Source organism: Pseudomonas sp. QS1027 (genome assembly GCF_002814235.1).
GTDB lineage: Bacteria > Pseudomonadota > Gammaproteobacteria > Pseudomonadales > Pseudomonadaceae > Aquipseudomonas.
This window is the reverse complement of record NZ_PHSU01000030.1, coordinates 91,982-112,355: the sequence shown is the minus strand read 5'-3', so window position 1 is coordinate 112,355 and position 20,374 is coordinate 91,982. Positions and strand designations below refer to the sequence as shown.

Sequence of the window (20,374 nt, the reverse complement as noted above, 5' to 3'; positions counted from 1 at the left end):
GCACAGACATCAACCCAGGCCAGGAACGACACTCCCAGATTACGCCCAAGCCCACGGCTGGCGGTGTTCGTCCTTGGTTCATCATCACTTGTCCAAGGCATGTATGCCAAGGAAACCATGGATAACCATTGGACCTTACGATTGCTTCGGCGCTGGAGATACCCTGCCCTTCAGTTTCAACGCTGGATAGAGTCTCGCCGCACCTTCTCCTACGAACCCATGTTGCGTTCGGAGTTGTTCAGCGCCGAGCAGATGGCCAGTCACGGGGCCCAGCTCGCCCGACAGCACCATCTGAACCTTCGTTCATCGAAAGAAGCCTTGCTCGCGCGACTGGCCGACAACGAAGCGACACTGGCCAGCACTTGTCGAGCCCTTACAACGGCGCCCATCTCCACCCGTAGAGCAACGCCGGCGGCTGAATGGCTGCTGGACAATTACTACTTGGTGGAAGAGCAGATCCGCACCACCAAAACTCACCTGCCGCGCGGTTACGCCCGTGAATTACCGAGCCTGGCCGATGGGCCATCGGCGGGGCTGCCGAGGGTGTACGACATCGCGCTGGAAACCATCGCCCACGGGGACGGGCGCGTCGATGCCGAGAGCCTGAGTCGGTTTGTCGGGTGTTATCAGAAGGTGACGCCCCTGACCCTCGGTGAGCTCTGGGCAATCCCGATCATGCTACGCCTGGCGCTGATCGAGAATCTGCGGCGGGTGGCGTCACGGGTGATGTCCAACTGGGTGGATCGCAACCTGGCCAACGACTGGGCCGATCATCTGATTGAAATCGCTGAGCGCGATGCTAAAAGTGTCGTGCTGACGGTGGCAGACATGGCCCGCTCCGAGCCGCCCATGACCTCCCCCTTCGTGGCCGAACTGGCACGTCGACTCCAAGGGCAGAATGCCGCGCTTATCCTGCCATTGGCCTGGGTTGAGCAGATGCTCGGCGAATCGGGATTGAATATTGAACGCCAGGTACAGATCGACGCCCAGAAGCAAGCAGCAGACCAGGTGTCGATCAGCAATAGCATCGCCAGCTTGCGGCTGCTGTCCGCAACCGACTGGAAAGCGTTCGTCGAGAGCCTGAGCCATGTCGAACAACAACTGCTCACCGACCCTTGCGGCGTCTACCCCCGAATGGATTTCTCGACCCGTGATCAATACCGGCATGTGATCGAGCGTCTGGCCAAAAGGGCCGACCACACGGAAGAAAGCATCGCACACACCGCGATCACCCTGGCCAACACCCGCGTTCTACCGCCGCTTCAGGATGACAGGGCCGGGCATGTGGGTTACTACCTCGTGGGGCCGGGGCTCAAGGTGCTGGAGCAGCGAATCGATGCTCGCATGCCCTTGGGCGAGCGCTGTCAGCGATGGCTGCTCGGAGCCCCCCTGACCTTTTTTCTCGGTCCGGTCATCGGGATCACAGCACTTCTGGCCTGGCCATTTGTTGGCGAACTCTATCGCGACGAACTACCCGACTATTCGGTGGCATTGCTCTCCCTTCCCGTTTTGCTGATCTGCAGCCGACTGGCAATCGGACTGGTCAACGGGCTGGTGACAATGACATTGCGCCCCAACGTGTTGCCTCGACTGGACTACAGCACAGGTATTCCAGCAGAGGCCCGCACCTTGGTGGTCATTCCCACCCTGATGGCCAACGCAGCCGACATTGAAGAACTGGCTGATAGCCTGGAAGTGCGTTTTCTGGCGAATCGCGACGCCCATCTGCATTTTGCCTTGCTGACGGACTTCATGGATTGCGCGACTGAGACCACGCCGCAGGACGATGCCCTTCTCGCCCAGGCCCAGGGATTGATCGGCGCGCTGAACCGCAAATACCCGGAACCCCATGCAGACAGATTCTTTCTGTTGCACCGACCCAGGCGCTGGAACCAGGTCGATCAAATCTGGATGGGATATGAGCGCAAGCGCGGCAAACTCGCTGAGCTCAATGCGCTGCTGCGCGGACAGGGGCTGGATCGGTTTTCGCTGATCGTCGGGAATATCCAGGCCCTTTACCCGGTGCGCTACGTGATCACCCTCGATACGGATACCCAACTCCCCCGTGATGTTGCCCGCCAATGCGTCGGTGCGATGGAGCATCCGTTGAACCATCCGCAGTTCGACCCTCACGATGGGCGCATTCACGGTGGTTATGCGATTCTACAACCCCGGGTGGGCATCAGTTTGCCGAGCACCGCCCGCTCAGCCTATGCCCGCCTGTTCGGCAGCGAAGCGGGGGTCGATCCTTATACCCGTGCGGTGTCGGATGTCTATCAGGATCTTTTCCTGCACGGTTCTTTCATCGGTAAAGGCATTTATGCCGTCGATGCCTTCGAACAGGCGCTGCAAGACTGCTTCCCGGAAAACCATATCCTCAGCCATGACCTGATCGAGGGGTGTTATGCCCGGTCGGGACTGCTGAGTGATGTGCAGTTGTTCGAGGAATACCCTGCCCGCTATACCGCGGATGTCAAACGTCGACATCGCTGGATTCGTGGGGACTGGCAACTGCTGCCCTGGTTGATGCCCTGGACCCCCAAAGCCTCGGGGGGACATGTGCGTAACCGCCTGTGTGCGGTGGCCCGCTGGAAAATTTTTGACAACCTGCGACGCAGTCTGGAGCCTGCAGCATTACTGGCTCTTCTGCTCTGGGGCTGGCTGGGATCGACACAATCGTTGTCCTGGACGCTGGCGGTACTGATGCTGGTCCTGATTCAGCCGCTGTCGAGCGCGGTGCAGGAATTGATGCACAAAACCACTGACGTGCCGGTTGAACAGCATCTGGTCGCCGCCGTAAGGCTCTGCGGCCAGCATCTGGCTCGAGCGATGCTGCCCCTGATCTGGCTGCCATTCGAAGCCCTCTACAGTCTGGATGCCGTGGCACGCACCTTGTGGCGCATGCTGGTGAGCCAGCGCAGGCTATTGCAATGGCAACCGTCTCGCGAGGTCGAGCGTAACCCTCATCACAGCTTGCAGGACCTGTATCGGGAAATGTGGATTGCTCCCGTGCTCGCTATCGGGGTATCGGCGCTGTTGCTGGCAACACCGGAAGTCCTTGCTCTGGCTTCGCCATTTATCCTGTCATGGCTGGTGGCCCCAGCCGTGGCCTGGTGGATCAGCCGCTCTTCGTCCCGTGCGCAGTTCCAGCCCTCGCTCCAGGAGTTACGGTTCCTGCGAGCGCTGGCCCGCAGAACCTGGGCGTTCTTCGATCAGTATGTTGGCCCGGCCGACCATTGGCTCCCGCCGGACAACGTTCAGGAAGCGCCGCGCTTTATCATTGCCCATCGTACTTCACCGACGAACATGGGCATGGCACTGCTCTCCCACCTGGCCGCTCATGACTTCGGCTATCTGAGCAGCACCCGGCTGCTGGAGCGGCTGGATCAGTCACTGACCACCATGATGGGACTGGATCGTTATCAGCGGCACTTCTATAACTGGTACGACACCCAGACGCTAAAGCCGTTGCCGGCGTTGTACGTCTCGACCGTCGATAGCGGCAACCTGGCGGCCCTGCTGCTCACCTTACGCCCAGGGCTGTTGGCGCTGGCCGATGTCCCGGTGTTCCATGAGCGCTTGTTCGACGGGCTGAACGATACTCTGGGGGTACTGCAAGACACACTCATCGCGGCAGGGCTCGATGACCCCTCGGTCAATATCCTGAGGGAAGATTCCTTGCTGGCCATGGCCCGGGCGATAGCCCAGCCAGATCAGCTACGCAGCCTCCTGCTGGAGACGCTTGAACAGACCATTCAGGTGGTGGCTACCCCGCGTTCAGTGACGACGGATGACTGCGAGTTCTGGTATGAGAGCACGCAGGCTCAGTGCATCGACCTGCTCACTGAAATCCGGCGTTTCGAGCTTCCCGATACGGCGCAGAATGCGCCTTTCACGCAGACCCGCCTGCGCCAGCTCGCGCAACTCGACGTTACGCAGTGGTTACCTGAGCACCAAGCCCGGGTCATGGCGGTGCGTGTTCTTGCTGTAGAACGTATCGCCACTCTGACGCGACTGGCCGACAGCGTCGCGCATCTGGCGGACATGGACTTCAGCTTCCTCTACGACAAGCATCGCGATCTCTTCGTCATCGGCTACAACGCCGACGAACGCAAACTCGACGCCGGCTACTACGATTTGCTGGCTTCTGAAGTGCGCCTGACCACATTCCTGGCGATCGCCCAGGGGCAGATTCCCCAGGAAGGCTGGTTTACCCTTGGTCGCCTGCTGACCAGCAACGGTGGCACGCCAGTGCTTTTGTCCTGGTCCGGATCGATGTTCGAGTACTTGATGCCCCTGCTCGTGATGCCCAATTATGAGGGGGCCCTGCTCGACCAGACCTGCCGCGCGGCGGTTGCCCTGCAGATTGAATACGGTCATCAGCTAGGCATTCCCTGGGGCATCTCCGAATCGGGCTACAACACCCTCGACGGCCACTTCAATTACCAATATCGGGCCTTCGGTGTACCGGGGCTGGGCCTCAAGCGCGGCCTGGGTGAAGACACGGTGATCGCACCTTATGCGACGGTACTGGCGCTGATGGTCGACCCCGGTGCTGCCTGCCGGAACCTGGAACGGCTCGCCGAACTGGGCCTGGCCGGGCGCTTTGGCCTGCATGAGGCCGTCGACTTCACCGAGGCGCGCCTGCCGCGAGGAAAGGGTTTTGCGATCGTTCAATCGTTCATGGCGCACCATCAAGGCATGAGCCTGCTGGCCTTGACCAGTGTGTTACTGGATCGCCCCATGCAACGCCGCTTCGAGTCCGATCCACAGTTCCAGGCCACTACCCTGCTCCTTCAAGAGCGCGTACCGAAAACCGCCGCTCAGTACCTGCATGCCTCCACTGCGCCAGCAGCCGATGAAGCCGCACGACTGCATGAAACCAAACTGCGAGTCTTCACCGACCCCAATCGCAAGCGGCCCGCCGTGCAGTTGCTGTCCAACGGCCGTTATCATGTGATGGTCAGCAGTGGCGGTGGCGGTTACAGCCGTTGCAACGAGTTGGCGATCACCCGCTGGCGCGAGGACGTTACCTGTGACAACTGGGGGATGTTCTGTTATTTGCGCAATGTCGAGAACGACGTCTTCTGGTCAGCGGCCCATCAGCCGACGCTGAGTCGGACCGAGAGCCAGGAAGCGATTTTCACCGATGCCCGGGCCGAGTTCAGGGTCCGTGAGCAGGACTTCGACACCCACACTGAAATCGTCGTTTCCCCAGAGGACGATATCGAGCTGCGCCGACTGCACATCACCAACCGAGCCCGGCTACGTCGCTGCATCGAGCTCACCAGTTATGCCGAGGTGGTGCTGGCTCCGGCTATCAGCGACGCCATGCACCCGGCCTTCAGCAACCTGTTCGTGCAGACAGAGCTGTTGCAACCTTTGCAAGCCGTTCTGTGTACCCGTCGACCTCGATCTGCCGAGGAAGCCACCCCCTGGATGTGTCATCTGTTGGCAGCCCATGGCGCGCACATCGATGAGATTTCCTACGAAACCGACCGCGCCCGCTTTATCGGTCGAGGTCGTACGGTGGTCGCACCGGCGGCCATGGGCGCGGATGTGCAGCGACTGTCCAACAGTGCCGGCTCGGTGCTCGACCCCATCGTTGCGATTCGCTGCCGCATTACCCTGGAGCCGGGACAGACGGCGACCATCGATCTGGTGACCGGAATGGCCGACAGCCGTGAGCACTGTATACAGCTGATCAGCAAGTACCGTGACCGGCATTTGGCGGATCGGGTATTCGACCTGGCCTGGACCCATAGCCAGGTGCTGTTGCGGCAGTTGAACGCCTCCCTCACCGACGCCCGGCTGTTCGAACAAATGGCCGCGTCGATCATTTACGCAAGCCCTTCATTGCGGGCTGAAACCAGCGTGTTAATTGCCAATCGCCGCAGTCAGTCCGGGTTATGGGGGCAGGCGATTTCGGGCGACCTGCCGATTGTGCTGCTGCAAATCTCGGAGTTGACCAACATCGAGCTGGTACAACAACTGATCAAGGCACATGCGTATTGGCGGCAGAAAGGCCTGTCGGTCGACCTGGTGATCTGGAACGAAGACCAGGTCGGTTACCGCCAGCAATTACAGGACCTGATCATGGGCCTGGTGACCTCAGGTAGTGAAGCGAGCCTGGTGGATCGTCCGGGCGGTATCTTCGTGCGACCGGCTCAACAGCTGTCCAGCGAAGACCGTACCTTGATGCTCTCGGTCGCCCGGCTGGTGCTGAACGACGACAAGGGCACCCTGGTCGAGCAGGTCCAGCGCCGGCACGCAGCGCCCCCTCTACTACCGCAACTCGAACCCCTGCAGCCACGTGCTGAACGCCCAGCCACGATGACTGCGCAACAGACCGCCGGGGCGTTGATACTGAGTACGCCTTATGGTGGTTTCTCCCCCGACGGTAACGAATATGTGATCACGTTGATACCTGGCCGGCCGACGCCCGCGCCATGGGCCAACGTTTTGGCTAATGACCAGTTCGGCACTGTGATTTCCGAAAGTGGGGGCGCCTACACCTGGAGTGAAAATGCCCACGAATACCGTTTGAGTCCCTGGAACAACGATCCGGTCAGTGACAGCAGCGGTGAAGCGATCTACCTGCGTGACGAAGAGACCGGACATTTCTGGTCGCCGACTCCGTTGCCCTGCCCTGGCAGTGGCCTGTACCGCACGCGTCACGGCTTCGGTTACAGCGTTTTCGAACACGAGGAAGATGGCATCCACTCTGAGTTGTGGGTCTATGTGGCGCTGCACGCGCCGATCAAATTCTCGCGTTTGAACATTCGTAATACCAGCGGTCGACCGCGGCGGATATCGGCCACCTGCTACGTGGAGTGGGTCCTGGGGGATCTGCGCAGTAAAACAGCCATGCATGTGGTGACCGAAACGGATCCGTTCAGCGGTGCCTTGTTTGCCCGCAACGCCTATTCGATCGAGTTTTCCAGTCGCGTAGCGTTTATTGACACCGACTCTCCCCAGCGCAGCTTCACCGCCGACCGTTCGGAGTTTATCGGCCGCAATGGTTTCTTGAGTGCCCCTGCCGGCTTGAAACATGCGCGTTTGTCTGGTCGCTGCGGCGGTGGTTTTGACCCCTGTGGGGCGATGCAGGTGGCTTTGGACTTGGCTGACGGTGAAAGCCAGGATGTGGTGTTCCGCCTGGGTGCCGAACAAAATGACAAGTCGGCATCCCGGCTCGTACAGAAATACCGAGGTCTCAGGGCGGCCGCGATCGAACTGGAGGCCGTGCGTGTCCACTGGCGCACCCTCTTGAGGGTGATTCAGATTCAGACCCCGGACCCCGCGATAGACGTACTGGTCAACGGCTGGCTGATGTATCAGGTCATCGCCTGTCGCTTTCAGGCGCGCAGTGGTTACTATCAGTCCGGAGGCGCTATCGGCTTTCGCGACCAGTTGCAGGACAGCATGGCGATGATCCATGCCGACCCGACGGCAGCGCGTAAGCACTTGTTGCTCTGTGCCGCCCATCAATACCCCGAAGGTGATGTTCAGCACTGGTGGCACCCACCGCAGAATCGCGGTGTACGCACCGCGTGCTCCGACGATTTCCTGTGGCTGGTGCTGGCGACCAGCCGTTATGTCATGGTCACGGGTGACAAGAGCGTGCTCGATGAGAGTATCGGGTACATCGAGGGGCGGCCGCTGAACACCGGTGAAGAGTCCTATTACGACTTGCCAGGCAGTTCTGCGCTCAGGGACAGCCTCTACCAGCATTGTGTGCGCGCCATCGAGCATAGCCTCGAACGGGGAACTCACGGTCTGCCCTTGATGGGGACGGGCGACTGGAATGACGGGATGAACCGGGTGGGTGACAGGGGCTTGGGCGAAAGTGTCTGGCTGGGCTTCTTCAGCTACGACGTGCTGCAGCAATTTGCCGAGACCGCGCGGGTTCATGAGGATGCAGATTTTTCCCTGCGTTGCAGGGAGCATGCCGCAGCCCTGGCGACGAGTCTGGAAAGTCAGGGCTGGGATGGTGCCTGGTACCGTCGTGCCTATTTCGATGACGGGCAAGTTCTAGGCTCGGCGAGCAATGACGAGTGCCGGATCGACTCCATCGCGCAAAGCTGGTCAGTGCTTTCGGGCGCCGCCAGCCATCAACGACAACGCACGGCGATGGCCGCCCTGGACCAGCATCTGGTCAAACGGGATATAGGGGTGGTGCTGTTGCTCGACCCACCGTTCGACAAGGGGAAGCTCGACCCTGGCTACATTAAAGGTTACGTCCCCGGGATCCGTGAAAACGGTGGCCAATACACGCACGCCGCCGTGTGGGCGAGCATGGCCTATGCGCGCTTGGGAGATGCCCCAAAAGCCTGGGAACTGCTGGACATGATCAATCCGGTCAACCGGCGTAGTGCCGCCCGGATCGAAACCTACAAGGTTGAACCTTATGTGATGGCCGCTGATGTTTATGGCACTGCGCCCTACGCCGGCCGGGGTGGCTGGACCTGGTACACCGGTTCGGCGGGCTGGATGTACCGCCTGATCGTCGAGTCATTGCTGGGACTGGTACGCACCGGCAGTCTGTTGCGCATCGAGCCCGTATTACCCGCAGATTGGGCCGGTTATACCCTGCACTACTGGTTCGGCGCGACGCTTTATCACATCGAGGTCAGTCAACAGGATGCAGGGATCAACAGCCTCAGCCTGAATGGCCTGCGGCTGGCCGATTCTGTACTGGAGTTGCACGACGATGGTGGTGAACATCAGGTGCTGGCCAACTGTTCCCGAGTCACTCCGCCCTCTGCTCTTGGCTCACCTACGGAGGTTGAGTCGTTCAAATGAAACATGACGCCTGCGATCCGTCTCTGCGTCGATTGAGCAGCTATTCTTTTCCCCTGTGCCATTGACTCCATTCATACGGACTGGCCTTACGCCGTGCCGGAATATGACCGAAGGTTGATAACCCATGTCGACAGAATCGAAATGCCCCTTCAATCACGCGGCCGGTGGCGGTACGTCAAACCGCGACTGGTGGCCGAATCAGTTGAATCTGAGCATTCTCCACCAGCATTCCTCCTTGTCCGACCCCATGGACAAGGACTTCAACTACGCCGAAGCCTTCAAGAGCCTGGACCTGGCGGCCGTGAAGAACGACTTGCGGGCGCTGATGACCGACTCCCAGGACTGGTGGCCGGCGGATTTCGGCCACTATGGCCCGCTGTTCATCCGCATGGCCTGGCATAGCGCCGGCACCTACCGCACCGGTGACGGTCGCGGCGGCGCTGGTGCCGGACAACAACGCTTTGCCCCACTCAACAGCTGGCCGGACAACGTCAGCCTGGACAAGGCGCGCCGCCTTATCTGGCCGATCAAGCAGAAATACGGCCGAAAAATTTCCTGGGCCGACCTGATCGTTCTCACCGGCAACGTGGCCCTGGAGTCGATGAACTTCAAGACCTTCGGTTTCTCCGGCGGACGCCAGGACGTCTGGGAGCCGGAGGTGGATGTCTACTGGGGGGCCGAGACCACCTGGCTGGGCGGCGATAGCCGCTATGGCAGGAGCCCGCCAGGCGACGGCGTGCTCGTCGCCCAGGCGGATCTGCACGGCAGCGAGCAGGATCGCATCGGCGGTCAAGGTCGCCAGCTGGAGAATCCGCTGGCGGCCGTGCAGATGGGCCTGATCTATGTGAACCCGGAAGGCCCCGAAGGCGAGCCCGATCCTGTGGCGTCAGCCAAGGATATCCGCGAGACATTCGCGCGCATGGCGATGAATGACGAAGAAACCGTGGCCCTCATCGCCGGCGGCCATGCCTTTGGCAAGACCCACGGTGCCGGACCGGCGTCCAATGTAGGACCCGAGCCGGAGGCTGCCGGCCTCGAAGAGCAGGGTTTCGGCTGGAGGAACAGCTTCGGCACGGGCAAAGGTGCCGATGCGATCAGCAGTGGTCTGGAGGTCACCTGGACATCGACCCCCACCCGGTGGAGCAACCAGTACCTGGAGAACCTGTTCGGCCACGAATGGGAGCTGACCAAAAGCCCGGCGGGCGCTCACCAGTGGGCTCCCAGGAATGGTGCGGGGGCTGGCACTGTTCCGGACGCCCACGACCCGGCGAAACGCCATGCCCCAAGCATGCTGACCTCAGACCTGGCGCTGCGCTTCGACCCGATCTATGAGCCGATTGCCCGGCGGTTCCTGAATAATCCCGAGCAGTTGACGGAGGCTTTCGCCCGCGCCTGGTTCAAGCTGACCCATCGTGACATGGGGCCACTTGCCCGTTACCTGGGCCCGGAAATGCCGGCAGAAGAACTGCTGTGGCAAGACCCGATTCCGACGTTGGATCACCCCCTGGTGGATGAACAGGACATCGCATTACTCAAAAGCAAAATCCTCGCGTCGGGACTGTCGGTGGCGCAATGTGTGACCACGGCCTGGGCGTCGGCTTCCACCTTCCGTGGCTCCGACAAACGCGGCGGTGCCAACGGTGCACGCCTGCGTCTGGCTCCGCAGAAGGATTGGCAGGCCAATCAACCGGAGCAACTGGCGCATGTCCTGAACACCCTCGAAAGGCTCCAGGACGAATTCAACCGCGCGCAGTCCGGCGGCAAAAAGATCTCCTTGGCGGACCTGATCATATTGGCTGGCGCCGCCGCCATCGAACAAGCCGCGAAGCATGCCGGTCACAGCCTGACAGTGCCGTTCACGCCGGGACGCATGGATGCCTCGCAGGCGCAGACGGATGTTGAATCCTTCGGCGTTCTCGAACCCATTGCCGATGGCTTTCGCAATTATCTCAAGGGACGATATAGCGTGTCGGCAGAAGCGCTGCTGGTGGACAAGGCCCAATTGCTGAACCTGACCGCACCGCAGATGACGGTACTCGTCGGGGGCTTGCGGGTGTTGAACACCAACGTTGGGCAGAGCCCACATGGCGTCTTCACGACGCGGCCGGAAACCTTGACCAACGACTTCTTCCGCAACCTGCTGGACATGAGCACCGAGTGGAAGCCTGTGTCGGCCGACAACGATCTGTATGAAGGGCGTGACCGCACAACGGGCGCCCTCAAATGGACCGGTACCCGTGTCGATCTGGTCTTCGGCTCCAATGCCCAACTGCGGGCCCTGGCTGAAGTCTATGCCAGTGCTGATGCGCAAGAGAAGTTCATCAACGACTTCGTCGCGACCTGGAACAAAGTGATGAATCTGGATCGCTTCGACCTGGCCTGATGCCTCTGGCCAAAAAGCAGGACACCTCCCTGGCGGAGGTGTTCTGCTTTACAGAATGATCAGGCGGTTGAGGTCCACACCTCTGCCTGGTAGATCGGGGTGCCTGGGTCAATGCCCTGATAACGCGTTCCATCGTGCGATGATCGCCACCTCGGGGTGGTGGGCATCGTAGGTGAGAATGCTCAGCGATGCCGTATCCAGTGGAAAATACTGCGCTGCAACCACCGGTAAACCCACCCATCGCATGGCCAGGACGGAAGAAAACTGACCATGGGAGAACAGCGCAATATTGCCGTCCAGCTCCTTCAGTCGGGCAATGAGCCGGTCAGCACGGTCGGCAATTTGCACTGGGCTTTCACCGTGCGGACAGCCGTCGCGGAAGAGATTCCAGCCCGGTCGCTGCTTGAGAATATCGACTGAACGCTGTCCTTCGTAATCACCGTAGTCCCATTCCACCAGGTCCGGGACGATCACGGCAGAAGCTCCCTGCCCTGCCAATGCACAGGTTTGTTGCGCGCGTTTTAGCGGGCTGGTCAGGACATGACTGAAGGGGATATCCCGCAGTTGCGGTGCAAGTGTCTTCGCCTCCTCCTCGCCATGTGCCGTCAACGGGATATCCGTGCGACCCGTATGCTGGCGGGAAAGCGCCCATTCGGTTTCGCCGTGTCTCATCAGATAAATATGAACGGGATCTTTCATACGGCCGGCCTTTCCTCAGTGGCGTCGTATTCACCCCGGCATGCTGCGTGGTTGCATTTGAGCCGGTGTAACAGCGCCTGCTGTGCGGCCGCTACATTGGCCGTCTCGCCGCGCCAGATCTCCAACGCCGGTTGCTGAACGGCACGCGCAAAGGAAAACGCCAAAGCCCAGGGCAACCGTGACTTGAACTGCAGATTCATGGCATTCAATCGTGCCGAGGCCAACTCTGCCGATTGCCCCCCTGACAAGAATGTAATGCCCTGGACAGCGGCAGGCACGGTTCGCAACAGACAGTTCACCGTTGCATCGGCCACCGCGGCCAGTGTTGTCGGTGTACTGCAAGCCAAGCCGGGAAGCACCATATTGGGCTTCAATATCATCCCTTCCAGCAGTACGCGTTGGGCGTGCAGTTGCTGGAAGACGATGCGCAGGACCTGCTCCGTTACGGCAGCGCATCGTTGCAGGCTATGTTCACCGTCCATCAGCACTTCCGGCTCGACGATGGGCACCAGGCCCGCCTCCTGGCACAACGCGGCATACCGGGCCAGGGCCTGGGCGTTGGCCTCGATGCAACCGGCGCTGGGAATGCCTTCACCCACGGTGATCACCGCACGCCACTTGGCAAACCGGGCGCCCATCTGAAAGTATTCCTTGAGCCGGCTGCGCAACCCATCCAGGCCCTCGGTGATTTTTTCTCCTGGATGAGCCGCCAGGTCTGTTGCACCGATATCCACCTTGATGCCCGGAATAACGCCCGCGTTGCTCAGGGCATCAGTGAATGAGAGGCCCTCCCCGGTTCGCTGGCGGATGGTTTCATCGTAGAGAATCGCACCATTGATGTAGTCACCCACCCCCGGCGTGGTCACGATAAGCTCCCGATAGAGCCGCCGGGCCTCCTCGGTCTGCGGGATACCCAGCGGGGCAAAGCGTCGGTTGCATGTGGGAGTGCTTTCGTCCATGGCCAGCAACCCTTTATGGTCGGCGACCAGCTTCCTGGTGGTGTCTATCAGTGCTTGCGCATTCATGTTCAACTCCTTGTCAACAACGGAATCAGCAGGGTCCTATGCCCCATCGCCATGTAGCTCAGGATTGCCCTTGCCTGAGTGCGCGATAGCGGCGGATCAGCGCATTGGTCGAGCTGTCATGGGTGAGCAAGGGATCGGCATCGGCGGTCAATTCGGCGAGTGTTTTCTGCGCCATCGACTTGCCGAGCTCGACGCCCCACTGATCGAATGAATCGATGTTCCAGATCGCGCCTTGCGTAAAGACGCTGTGCTCATACAGTGCGATAAGGCTCCCCAGCGTTTGCGGCGTCAATCGTTCGGCCAGCAGGGTGTTGCTGGGGTGGTTGCCTTCAAAAATACGATGGGGCACTTGCCAGCCAGGTATTCCCGTCGCTTTGACTTCAGCCTCTGTTCTACCGAAAGCCAGCGCTTCAGTCTGGGCAAACAGGTTGGCCATCAGCAGATCGTGATGCGGTGGCAAGCTGTTCAAGGCCTGGCAGAAACCGATAAAGTCGCACGGAATCAGCTGCGTCCCCTGATGGATAAGCTGATAGAACGAATGCTGGCCATTGGTGCCCGGCTCACCCCAATAGACCGGGCCCGTTGGATAGTCGACACGAGCGCCCTCCCGCGTGACCTGTTTGCCATTGCTCTCCATGGTCAGCTGCTGCAGATAGGCAGGAAAGCGCTTCAGGTATTGCTCATAGGGCAGCACCGCAACGGTTTGGGCGGCAAAGAAGTTGTTGTACCACACGGCGAGCAACCCCATCAGGACCGGCAGATTGTGCTCGAACGGGGTGCTGCGAAAATGCTGGTCCATGGCATGAAAGCCGGACAGCATGGCGCGGAAGTTTTCCGCTCCGACGGCCACCATAGTCGACAAACCAATCGCCGAATCCATCGAATAGCGACCACCATCCCAATCCCATAAGCCAAACATATGCTGGGTATCGATACCAAATTGGGCCACGGCCTCGGCATTGGTGGACACTGCCACGAAATGCCGGGTGATTGCCCGCTCATCTCCGAGCTTGCCCAGCAGCCAGGTGCGTGCGGTTTGGGCGTTGGTCAAGGTCTCGAGTGTCTTGAAGGTTTTCGAGCAGACAATGAACAGGGTTTCCGCGGGATCGAGATCCCGTGTCGCCTCGGCAAAGTCCGTCCCGTCGACATTCGAAACGAAGCGGAAGGTCAAATCGCGCTGGGAGTAATGGCGCAACGCTTCATAGGCCATCACCGGCCCGAGATCAGAGCCACCAATGCCGATATTCACCACGTTGCGGATCGGCCGGCCTGTAAAGCCCAGCCATTCACCCGCGCGAATCTTGTGGGCGAAGTCGGCCATTTTATCGAGCACCGCATGGACTTCCTGCACGACATCGATGCCATCGACGACAATTTGCTCGCTCCTGGGGGCGCGCAGTGCGACGTGAAGGACGGCGCGCTGCTCCGTCACATTGATTTTCTCACCCGTGAACATCGCTTCGATACGTTCACGCAAACCCCGCGCTTCAGCCAGTTGCAGCAGCAAATCAAGGGTTTCGTCGGTGATACGGTTTTTTGAGTAATCCAGGTAAAGACCACACGCCTGCGCGCTGAAACGCTCGCCACGGCTGGGGTCGTCGTCAAACAGTTGCCGCAGGTGCAGGGTGTGCACCGCCTGAAAATGCATCTGTAGCGCTTTCCAGGCTGGGCACTGTGTCAGAGATGACGAGCAGACGGCTTTTGACTCTCTCATGACTTGCTCACTCGGTCGGCTGCGCCGACGGCGGGTTTCCGTCGGCTGATCACAGTGTAGAAGAGGACCGAAGCGCCAGGCTGTTGGTTCAATTGCTGATGAGCTGCCCCTCCTCCAGGCTAGGGAGAGGGAGGAAATAGTTATAACCCGATTGAAAATAATCAAGTCTGCTTCGTTCTATACACCCACATTGACAGCCCTTTGATATCACCCTTTACTCTGGCTTGCGTAGCGTCACTTGTATATAAGAAGTCAGCACATGAGCGATGTGTGCCGGACCGGACCCGTTCGGCCGTACAAAGGGAAATGTACGATGGAACACTACGAAGAAAAAAACAGAGTGTCTTCCCTGCCTTTCTGGGTACTCTCCGCAAGACAACTCTGCGACCTGGAGTTGATCGTCAATGAAGCCTTTTCCCCACTGACGGGCTTCCTCGGACGGGAAGATTATCTCAGTGTTGTTCATCACATGAGATTGAGTTCGGGCGCCCTTTGGCCAATGCCCATCACCTTGGATATCCCGCAGGTATTGGCCGATCAACTGGTACTGGGGGGCGAGTTGGCTCTACGTGATCCGGAAGGCGTCACGTTAGCCGTGCTGGTCATTGACTCAATCTACCAGCCGGACCATCACCTCGAAGCACTGAATGTTTTTGGTACCCAGGACAAAGGTCATCCCGGTGTGGCGGCCTTGTATCGTCAACATGCTTTTAATGTCGGCGGCATCATCAAACAAGTAGATTCGGTGACGCACTATGATTTTTCTGATTTGCGCTTGTCACCCCAGCAGGTCAAACGCGAAATAGCCCGTCGTGGCTGGGAAGCCGTTGTCGCCTTTCAAACACGTAATCCGATGCATTGTGCCCATGTTGAATTAACCCTCCGCGCCATGAAACAAGCCAATGCGGCCTTGTTGCTACAACCCGTGGTGGGGCTGACCAAACCGGATGATATCGATTACTACACCCGTGTCAGATGCTACAAACATGCCTTGAAGTCTTACCCCGCCGATGCCGTCCTGCTGTCATTGCTGCCGCTGGCCATGCGCATGGGCGGCCCCCGGGAAGCCGTTTGGCACGCACTGATTCGCAAGAACTTTGGTGCGACGCATTTTATCGTTGGTCGTGATCATGCGGGCCCTGGCAACGATAGGCACGGCAACGCGTTTTACGCCCCCTATGCCGCCCAGGAAATGGCGTTGGCACATGCGCAGGAAATCGGCCTGCAGATCCTGGCCTTCGAGGAAATGTTGTATCTCAAGGAGGAGCGGCGTTACGCACCTGCCTCAGAGGTACCACAGGGGGCCGCCGTGCTGAGCCTGTCGGGAACCACCGTCAGGGAAAAGCTGGCCAGCGGCGCGGAAATTCCCGAATGGTTCAGCACGCCGGATATCGTCGCCGAACTGCGTCGTTCATATCGTCCGAAACAACAGCAAGGCTTTGTACTCTTCTTTACTGGATTGTCTGGCGCTGGCAAGTCAACGATTGCCAATGGCGTTGCCGTGCGACTGCGGGAGGACGGGAGACGAACCGTGAGCGTGCTGGACGGCGATGTGGTTCGACATAGCCTCTGCAAGGGGCTGGGGTTTTCAAAAGAGGACCGTGAGGCCAATGTCGAACGTATCGGTTTTGTCGCGATCGAGATCGCCCGGGCCGGGGGTGTTGCCCTGTGCGCCTGTATTTCCCCCTATGCGAGCACACGCCAGGTCTGTCGGGAGTTGGCCACCAGCCACAAGACGGCCTTTTTCGAAATATACATAGCGGCGGATCTGGAAGTTTGTGAAAGGCGTGACCGAAAGGGTTTGTATGCCAAGGCCCGGGCCGGCAAGCTACCGGGGATGACGGGTATTGATGCCCCCTACGAAGCACCGCTCTATCCAGACTTACGAATTGATACTGCCTGTTTGAGTGCGGCCCAGGCGGTGGAGTTGATCATTGCCACCCTGGTCGAACTGGACTATCTCCCCTCCTCTCTCCTTCATGAACCCTGAACCACAACAGCCTTGTATACACCCAAGTCGGTCAAGCCCGCTGTGTTCCCAAGGAGAATGATGTGAACATCACCCCTGAACCTGTGTCCATTGGCAATGCGCGTCCGCGGCCCATATTGATGATTCCGCTGCGTCGGTGCGGTAGTCACGCACTGCGGCTACGCCTCAATCTTAATCCACGGTTCTATTCACCTTATCCGTTGCATATCGCCGACTTTATGCCGATTGTCCCCCTGTACGGTGATATTGCCGATGACAATAACTACTTTCGCATGGTGGTCGATGTAGTCGGTTTGCAGGCAGCCAGCATCGTCAAATGGCCTGGCAGCGCTTTTGACCCGATCGATATTTTCGAACGGGTTCGCCACGAGCCGCGAAGCGTACATCGCATTACCTGGGAGTTGCTGTTGTGTGCCGCGGAACAGCAACACGCACACGTAGTGATGGACAAGTCTCTCGACGATGTGCACTGCGCCCATGAACTCATGCAGCTTTTTCCACAGATGCGACTGCTCAATGTTGTACGAGACCCGCGGGCCCAGGTCGCTTCGATGAATCGCGCGATCATTCATGACTTTGACACCTTGATCAATGCACAAACCTGGGTGGCTGCACATCGAGCGGCCCAATCCTTGATCGAGCAATACCCAGAGCGCGTCCTGACCATTCGCTATGAAGACTTTCTTCTTGATGAGGAAACGATACTCAGGCAGATATGCAATTTTTTCGACATTGAATTCCTGGACAAAATGCTGGATATCTCCGAGTCACAGGAAGCCCGGCAGATTTCAAAGATGTCGGCGCTGTGGTCATCAAACTGCTGCTCGCCGATCACCGGCAACATTGATAAGTTCAAGGGGCAACTGAAAACCCACGAAATCGAAATGATCGAGACCCTGGCCAAGGCGTTCATGTTGCGATATGGGTATGAGCCTATGACGGCCGCCAACTTTGCCTTTGACACTCATATGTCGGTGGCCGCCACTGAGCGCTCAGGTGAGGCCAAGGAGCTTGCCTGGCGAGCGTTGGAACAGGAAAACTTCCAGGACTACATCCTGCGCCAGTACCGTGCGGATTACCTGGCCTCAGTGCGTAGCCGGCTCGAACGCAGTCGATAAGGCAGCCGGCCCGGCAAAAATGTCCAACCTCGCGCAACATCCTCGATAAGTAGTCGGCATAATCACCGCCATACCACCTCAAGCAAGAGATCCCCATGGCAAACCACGACCTTACGTTCCTCCCCGACCCCGACGCGGATTCCATCTCCTCCGACGTCGCCGGTTTCGGCGGCATACTGGTCTCCACCCAGATCCCTACTCGCGCCGACGGTAGCCTGGAGCTGGGCGACATCACCCTGCAAAGCGAATGCACCCTGCAGGCGCTCAAAGTGGCACTGGAAAAAGCCGGCAGCTCCATGGACCGGGTCCTGCACCTGACCATCTACCTCACTGACATCGCTGATCGCCCTGCTTTCAACGAAGTCTACAAACGTTTCTTCGCCAAACCCTGGCCGGTGCGCGCCGCCGTTGGCGTGGCCGCCCTGGCAGTTGAAGGCATGCGGGTGGAAGTCACCGCGATGGCCGCCAAGGCCTGAGTTCGCGGCGTTATCCGGCGGCCCCCCTCAGCGAGTGGTCGCCGACCGCCGGCATAAGGTGCCGGTCAGGCGTTTCGCCGCTACAATGCACGCCTTGACCGTGAAGCCTGACTAAAAAAACATGTCCCTACCCAAGCATCACCTGGAATTGCTCAGCCCCGCCCGCGACGTAGCCATCGCCCGCGAGGCCATCCTGCATGGCGCCGATGCCGTGTACATCGGCGGTCCGAGCTTCGGCGCGCGCCACAATGCCTGCAACGAAGTGAGCGATATCGCCGAATTGGTGGAGTTCGCCCGTCGTTACCATGCCCGGGTGTTCACCACGATCAATACGATCTTGCACGACAACGAGCTGGAGCCGGCCCGCAAGCTGATCCACCAGCTCTACGATGCCGGCGTCGACGCCTTGATCGTCCAGGACCTGGGGGTGATGGAGCTGGATATTCCGCCCATCGAACTGCACGCCAGCACCCAGACTGACATCCGCACCCTGGCGCGGGCGAAGTTCCTCGACCAGGCCGGCTTTTCGCAACTGGTACTGGCCCGCGAGCTGAACCTGCAAGAAATCCGTGCCATCGCCGACGAAACCGAGGCGGCAGTCGAGTTCTTTATCCACGGCGCGTTGTGCGTGGCGTTCTCCGGCCAGTGCAATATTTCCCACGCGCAGAATGGTCGTAGCGCCAACCGTGGCGACTGCTCCCAGGCCTGCCGCCTGCCCTACACCCTGAAAGATGACCAAGGCCGTGTGGTTGCCTTTGAGAAACACCTGTTGTCGATGAAGGACAACAACCAGAGCGCCAACATTCGCGCCCTGGTCGAAGCCGGCGTGCGCTCGTTCAAGATCGAGGGGCGCTACAAGGACATGGGCTATGTGAAGAACATCACGGCCTACTACCGCCAGCGCCTGGACGATGTCCTCGAGGATCGCCCGGACCTGGCCCCCGCTTCCAGTGGCCGTACCGCGCACTTCTTCCTGCCCGATCCGGAAAAAACCTTCCATCGTGGCAGCACCGACTATTTTGTCAGCGACCGCAAGATCGACATTGGCGCCTTCGACACCCCAACGTTCACCGGCCTGCCGGTGGGTGTGGTGGAGAAAGTCGGCAAGCGCGATATGCAGGTAGTGACCCATGAGCCGCTGTCCAACGGCGACGGCCTCAATGTACAGGTCAAGCGTGAGGTGGTGGGCTTCCGTGCCAACATCGCCGAAGCCAAGGGCGAGTTTGAAGAAGATGGCGAGAAGCGCTACCGCTATCGCGTCGAGCCCAACGAGATGCCGGCCGGGCTGTACAACCTGCGGCCGAACCATCCGCTGAACCGTAACCTGGACCACAACTGGCAGCAGGCCTTGCTCAAGACTTCCGCGGAGCGCCGGATCGGCCTTTCGTGGGTCGCTCGTCTGCGCGAAGAGCGCCTGGAACTGACCGCCACCAGCGAAGAAGGCGTCAGCGCCAGCGTCGCCCTGGACGGTCCGTTCGGTCTGGCCAACAAACCGGAACAGGCCCTGGAACAACTGCAGGACCTGCTCGGCCAACTGGGCACCACCCAGTACCACGCCACCGATATCAAGCTGGATGCGCCACAGGCGTATTTCATTCCTAATTCGCAGCTCAAGACCTTGCGCCGTGAAGTGATCGAAGCGCTGACCGTGGCCCGTATTGCCGCCCACCCACGGGGCAGCCGCAAGGCCGAGACCACGCCGCCGCCGGTGTACCCGGATTCGCACCTGTCGTTCCTGGCCAACGTCTACAACCAGAAGGCCCGCGACTTCTATCACCGCCACGGCGTCAAGCTGATCGACGCAGCCTTCGAGGCCCACGAGGAGACAGGTGAAGTGCCGGTGATGATCACCAAGCACTGCCTGCGCTTCTCCTTCAATCTCTGCCCCAAGCAGGCCAAGGGTGTGACGGGCGTGCGCACCAAGGTCGCGCCGATGCAGCTGATCCACGGTGACGAGGTGCTGACGCTGAAGTTCGACTGCAAGCCTTGCGAGATGCACGTGATCGGCAAGATCAAGGGACACATTCTTGACCTGCCGCTACCGGGCAGCGGCGTGCAGCAGGTTGTCGGGCATATCAGTCCTGAAGATCTGCTCAAGACGATTCATCGTGCACCTCACTGAGGGTTGAGGGGCTGACAAATGGACTGAAATGGGGCTTGAGTTACT

At 59.6% G+C, this 20,374-nt stretch carries 9 protein-coding genes; 6 read left to right on the top strand and 3 right to left on the bottom strand.

Annotated elements, in window-relative coordinates; all coding sequences use genetic code 11:
- Positions 1 to 117: 117 nt before the first annotated feature.
- Entirely contained in the window at positions 118 to 8,802 is an 8,685-nt protein-coding gene (locus tag CWE01_RS24870) for a glycoside hydrolase family 94 protein (RefSeq protein ID WP_100943194.1), read from the top strand.
- A 124-nt stretch (positions 8,803 to 8,926) separates the two neighbouring features.
- Positions 8,927 to 11,185, top strand: coding sequence for a catalase/peroxidase HPI (katG, locus tag CWE01_RS24865; RefSeq protein ID WP_100943193.1), 2,259 nt, complete (start codon positions 8,927 to 8,929; stop codon positions 11,183 to 11,185).
- Between the two features lie 108 nt (positions 11,186 to 11,293).
- Here the strand turns inward: katG and CWE01_RS24860 are convergent, their stop codons facing one another.
- Genes CWE01_RS24860 through pgi form a run of 3 tightly spaced genes read right to left on the bottom strand, consistent with a single transcriptional unit; the run spans position 11,294 to position 14,623 of the window.
- Entirely contained in the window at positions 11,294 to 11,884 is a 591-nt protein-coding gene (locus CWE01_RS24860) for a histidine phosphatase family protein (protein ID WP_100943192.1), read from the bottom strand.
- Entirely contained in the window at positions 11,881 to 12,909 is a 1,029-nt protein-coding gene (locus CWE01_RS24855; RefSeq protein ID WP_100943191.1) for a class I fructose-bisphosphate aldolase, read from the bottom strand. The genes CWE01_RS24860 and CWE01_RS24855 overlap by 4 nt, the downstream gene beginning before the upstream one ends.
- A gap of 58 nt (positions 12,910 to 12,967) precedes the next feature.
- On the bottom strand, positions 12,968 to 14,623 hold the full coding sequence (pgi, locus tag CWE01_RS24850) for a glucose-6-phosphate isomerase (RefSeq protein WP_100943190.1): 1,656 nt from the start codon (positions 14,621 to 14,623) through the stop codon (positions 12,968 to 12,970).
- A gap of 313 nt (positions 14,624 to 14,936) precedes the next feature.
- Between pgi and CWE01_RS24845 the strand changes: the two genes are divergently transcribed.
- The 4 genes from CWE01_RS24845 to CWE01_RS24830 all read left to right on the top strand — a co-directional run bounded on the left by CWE01_RS24845 (position 14,937) and on the right by CWE01_RS24830 (position 20,329).
- Positions 14,937 to 16,613, top strand: a complete 1,677-nt coding sequence (locus CWE01_RS24845) for a bifunctional sulfate adenylyltransferase/adenylylsulfate kinase (protein WP_157815271.1) — start codon at positions 14,937 to 14,939, stop codon at positions 16,611 to 16,613.
- A 62-nt stretch (positions 16,614 to 16,675) separates the two neighbouring features.
- Entirely contained in the window at positions 16,676 to 17,731 is a 1,056-nt protein-coding gene (locus CWE01_RS24840) for a sulfotransferase (RefSeq protein WP_218274297.1), read from the top strand.
- A 95-nt stretch (positions 17,732 to 17,826) separates the two neighbouring features.
- A complete protein-coding gene (locus CWE01_RS24835; protein WP_100943188.1) occupies positions 17,827 to 18,207 on the top strand; it encodes a RidA family protein in 381 nt (126 codons plus the stop codon).
- 121 nt (positions 18,208 to 18,328) lie between these two features.
- A complete protein-coding gene (locus CWE01_RS24830) occupies positions 18,329 to 20,329 on the top strand; it encodes a U32 family peptidase (protein WP_100943187.1) in 2,001 nt (666 codons plus the stop codon).
- The last annotated feature ends 45 nt before the right edge of the window (positions 20,330 to 20,374 follow it).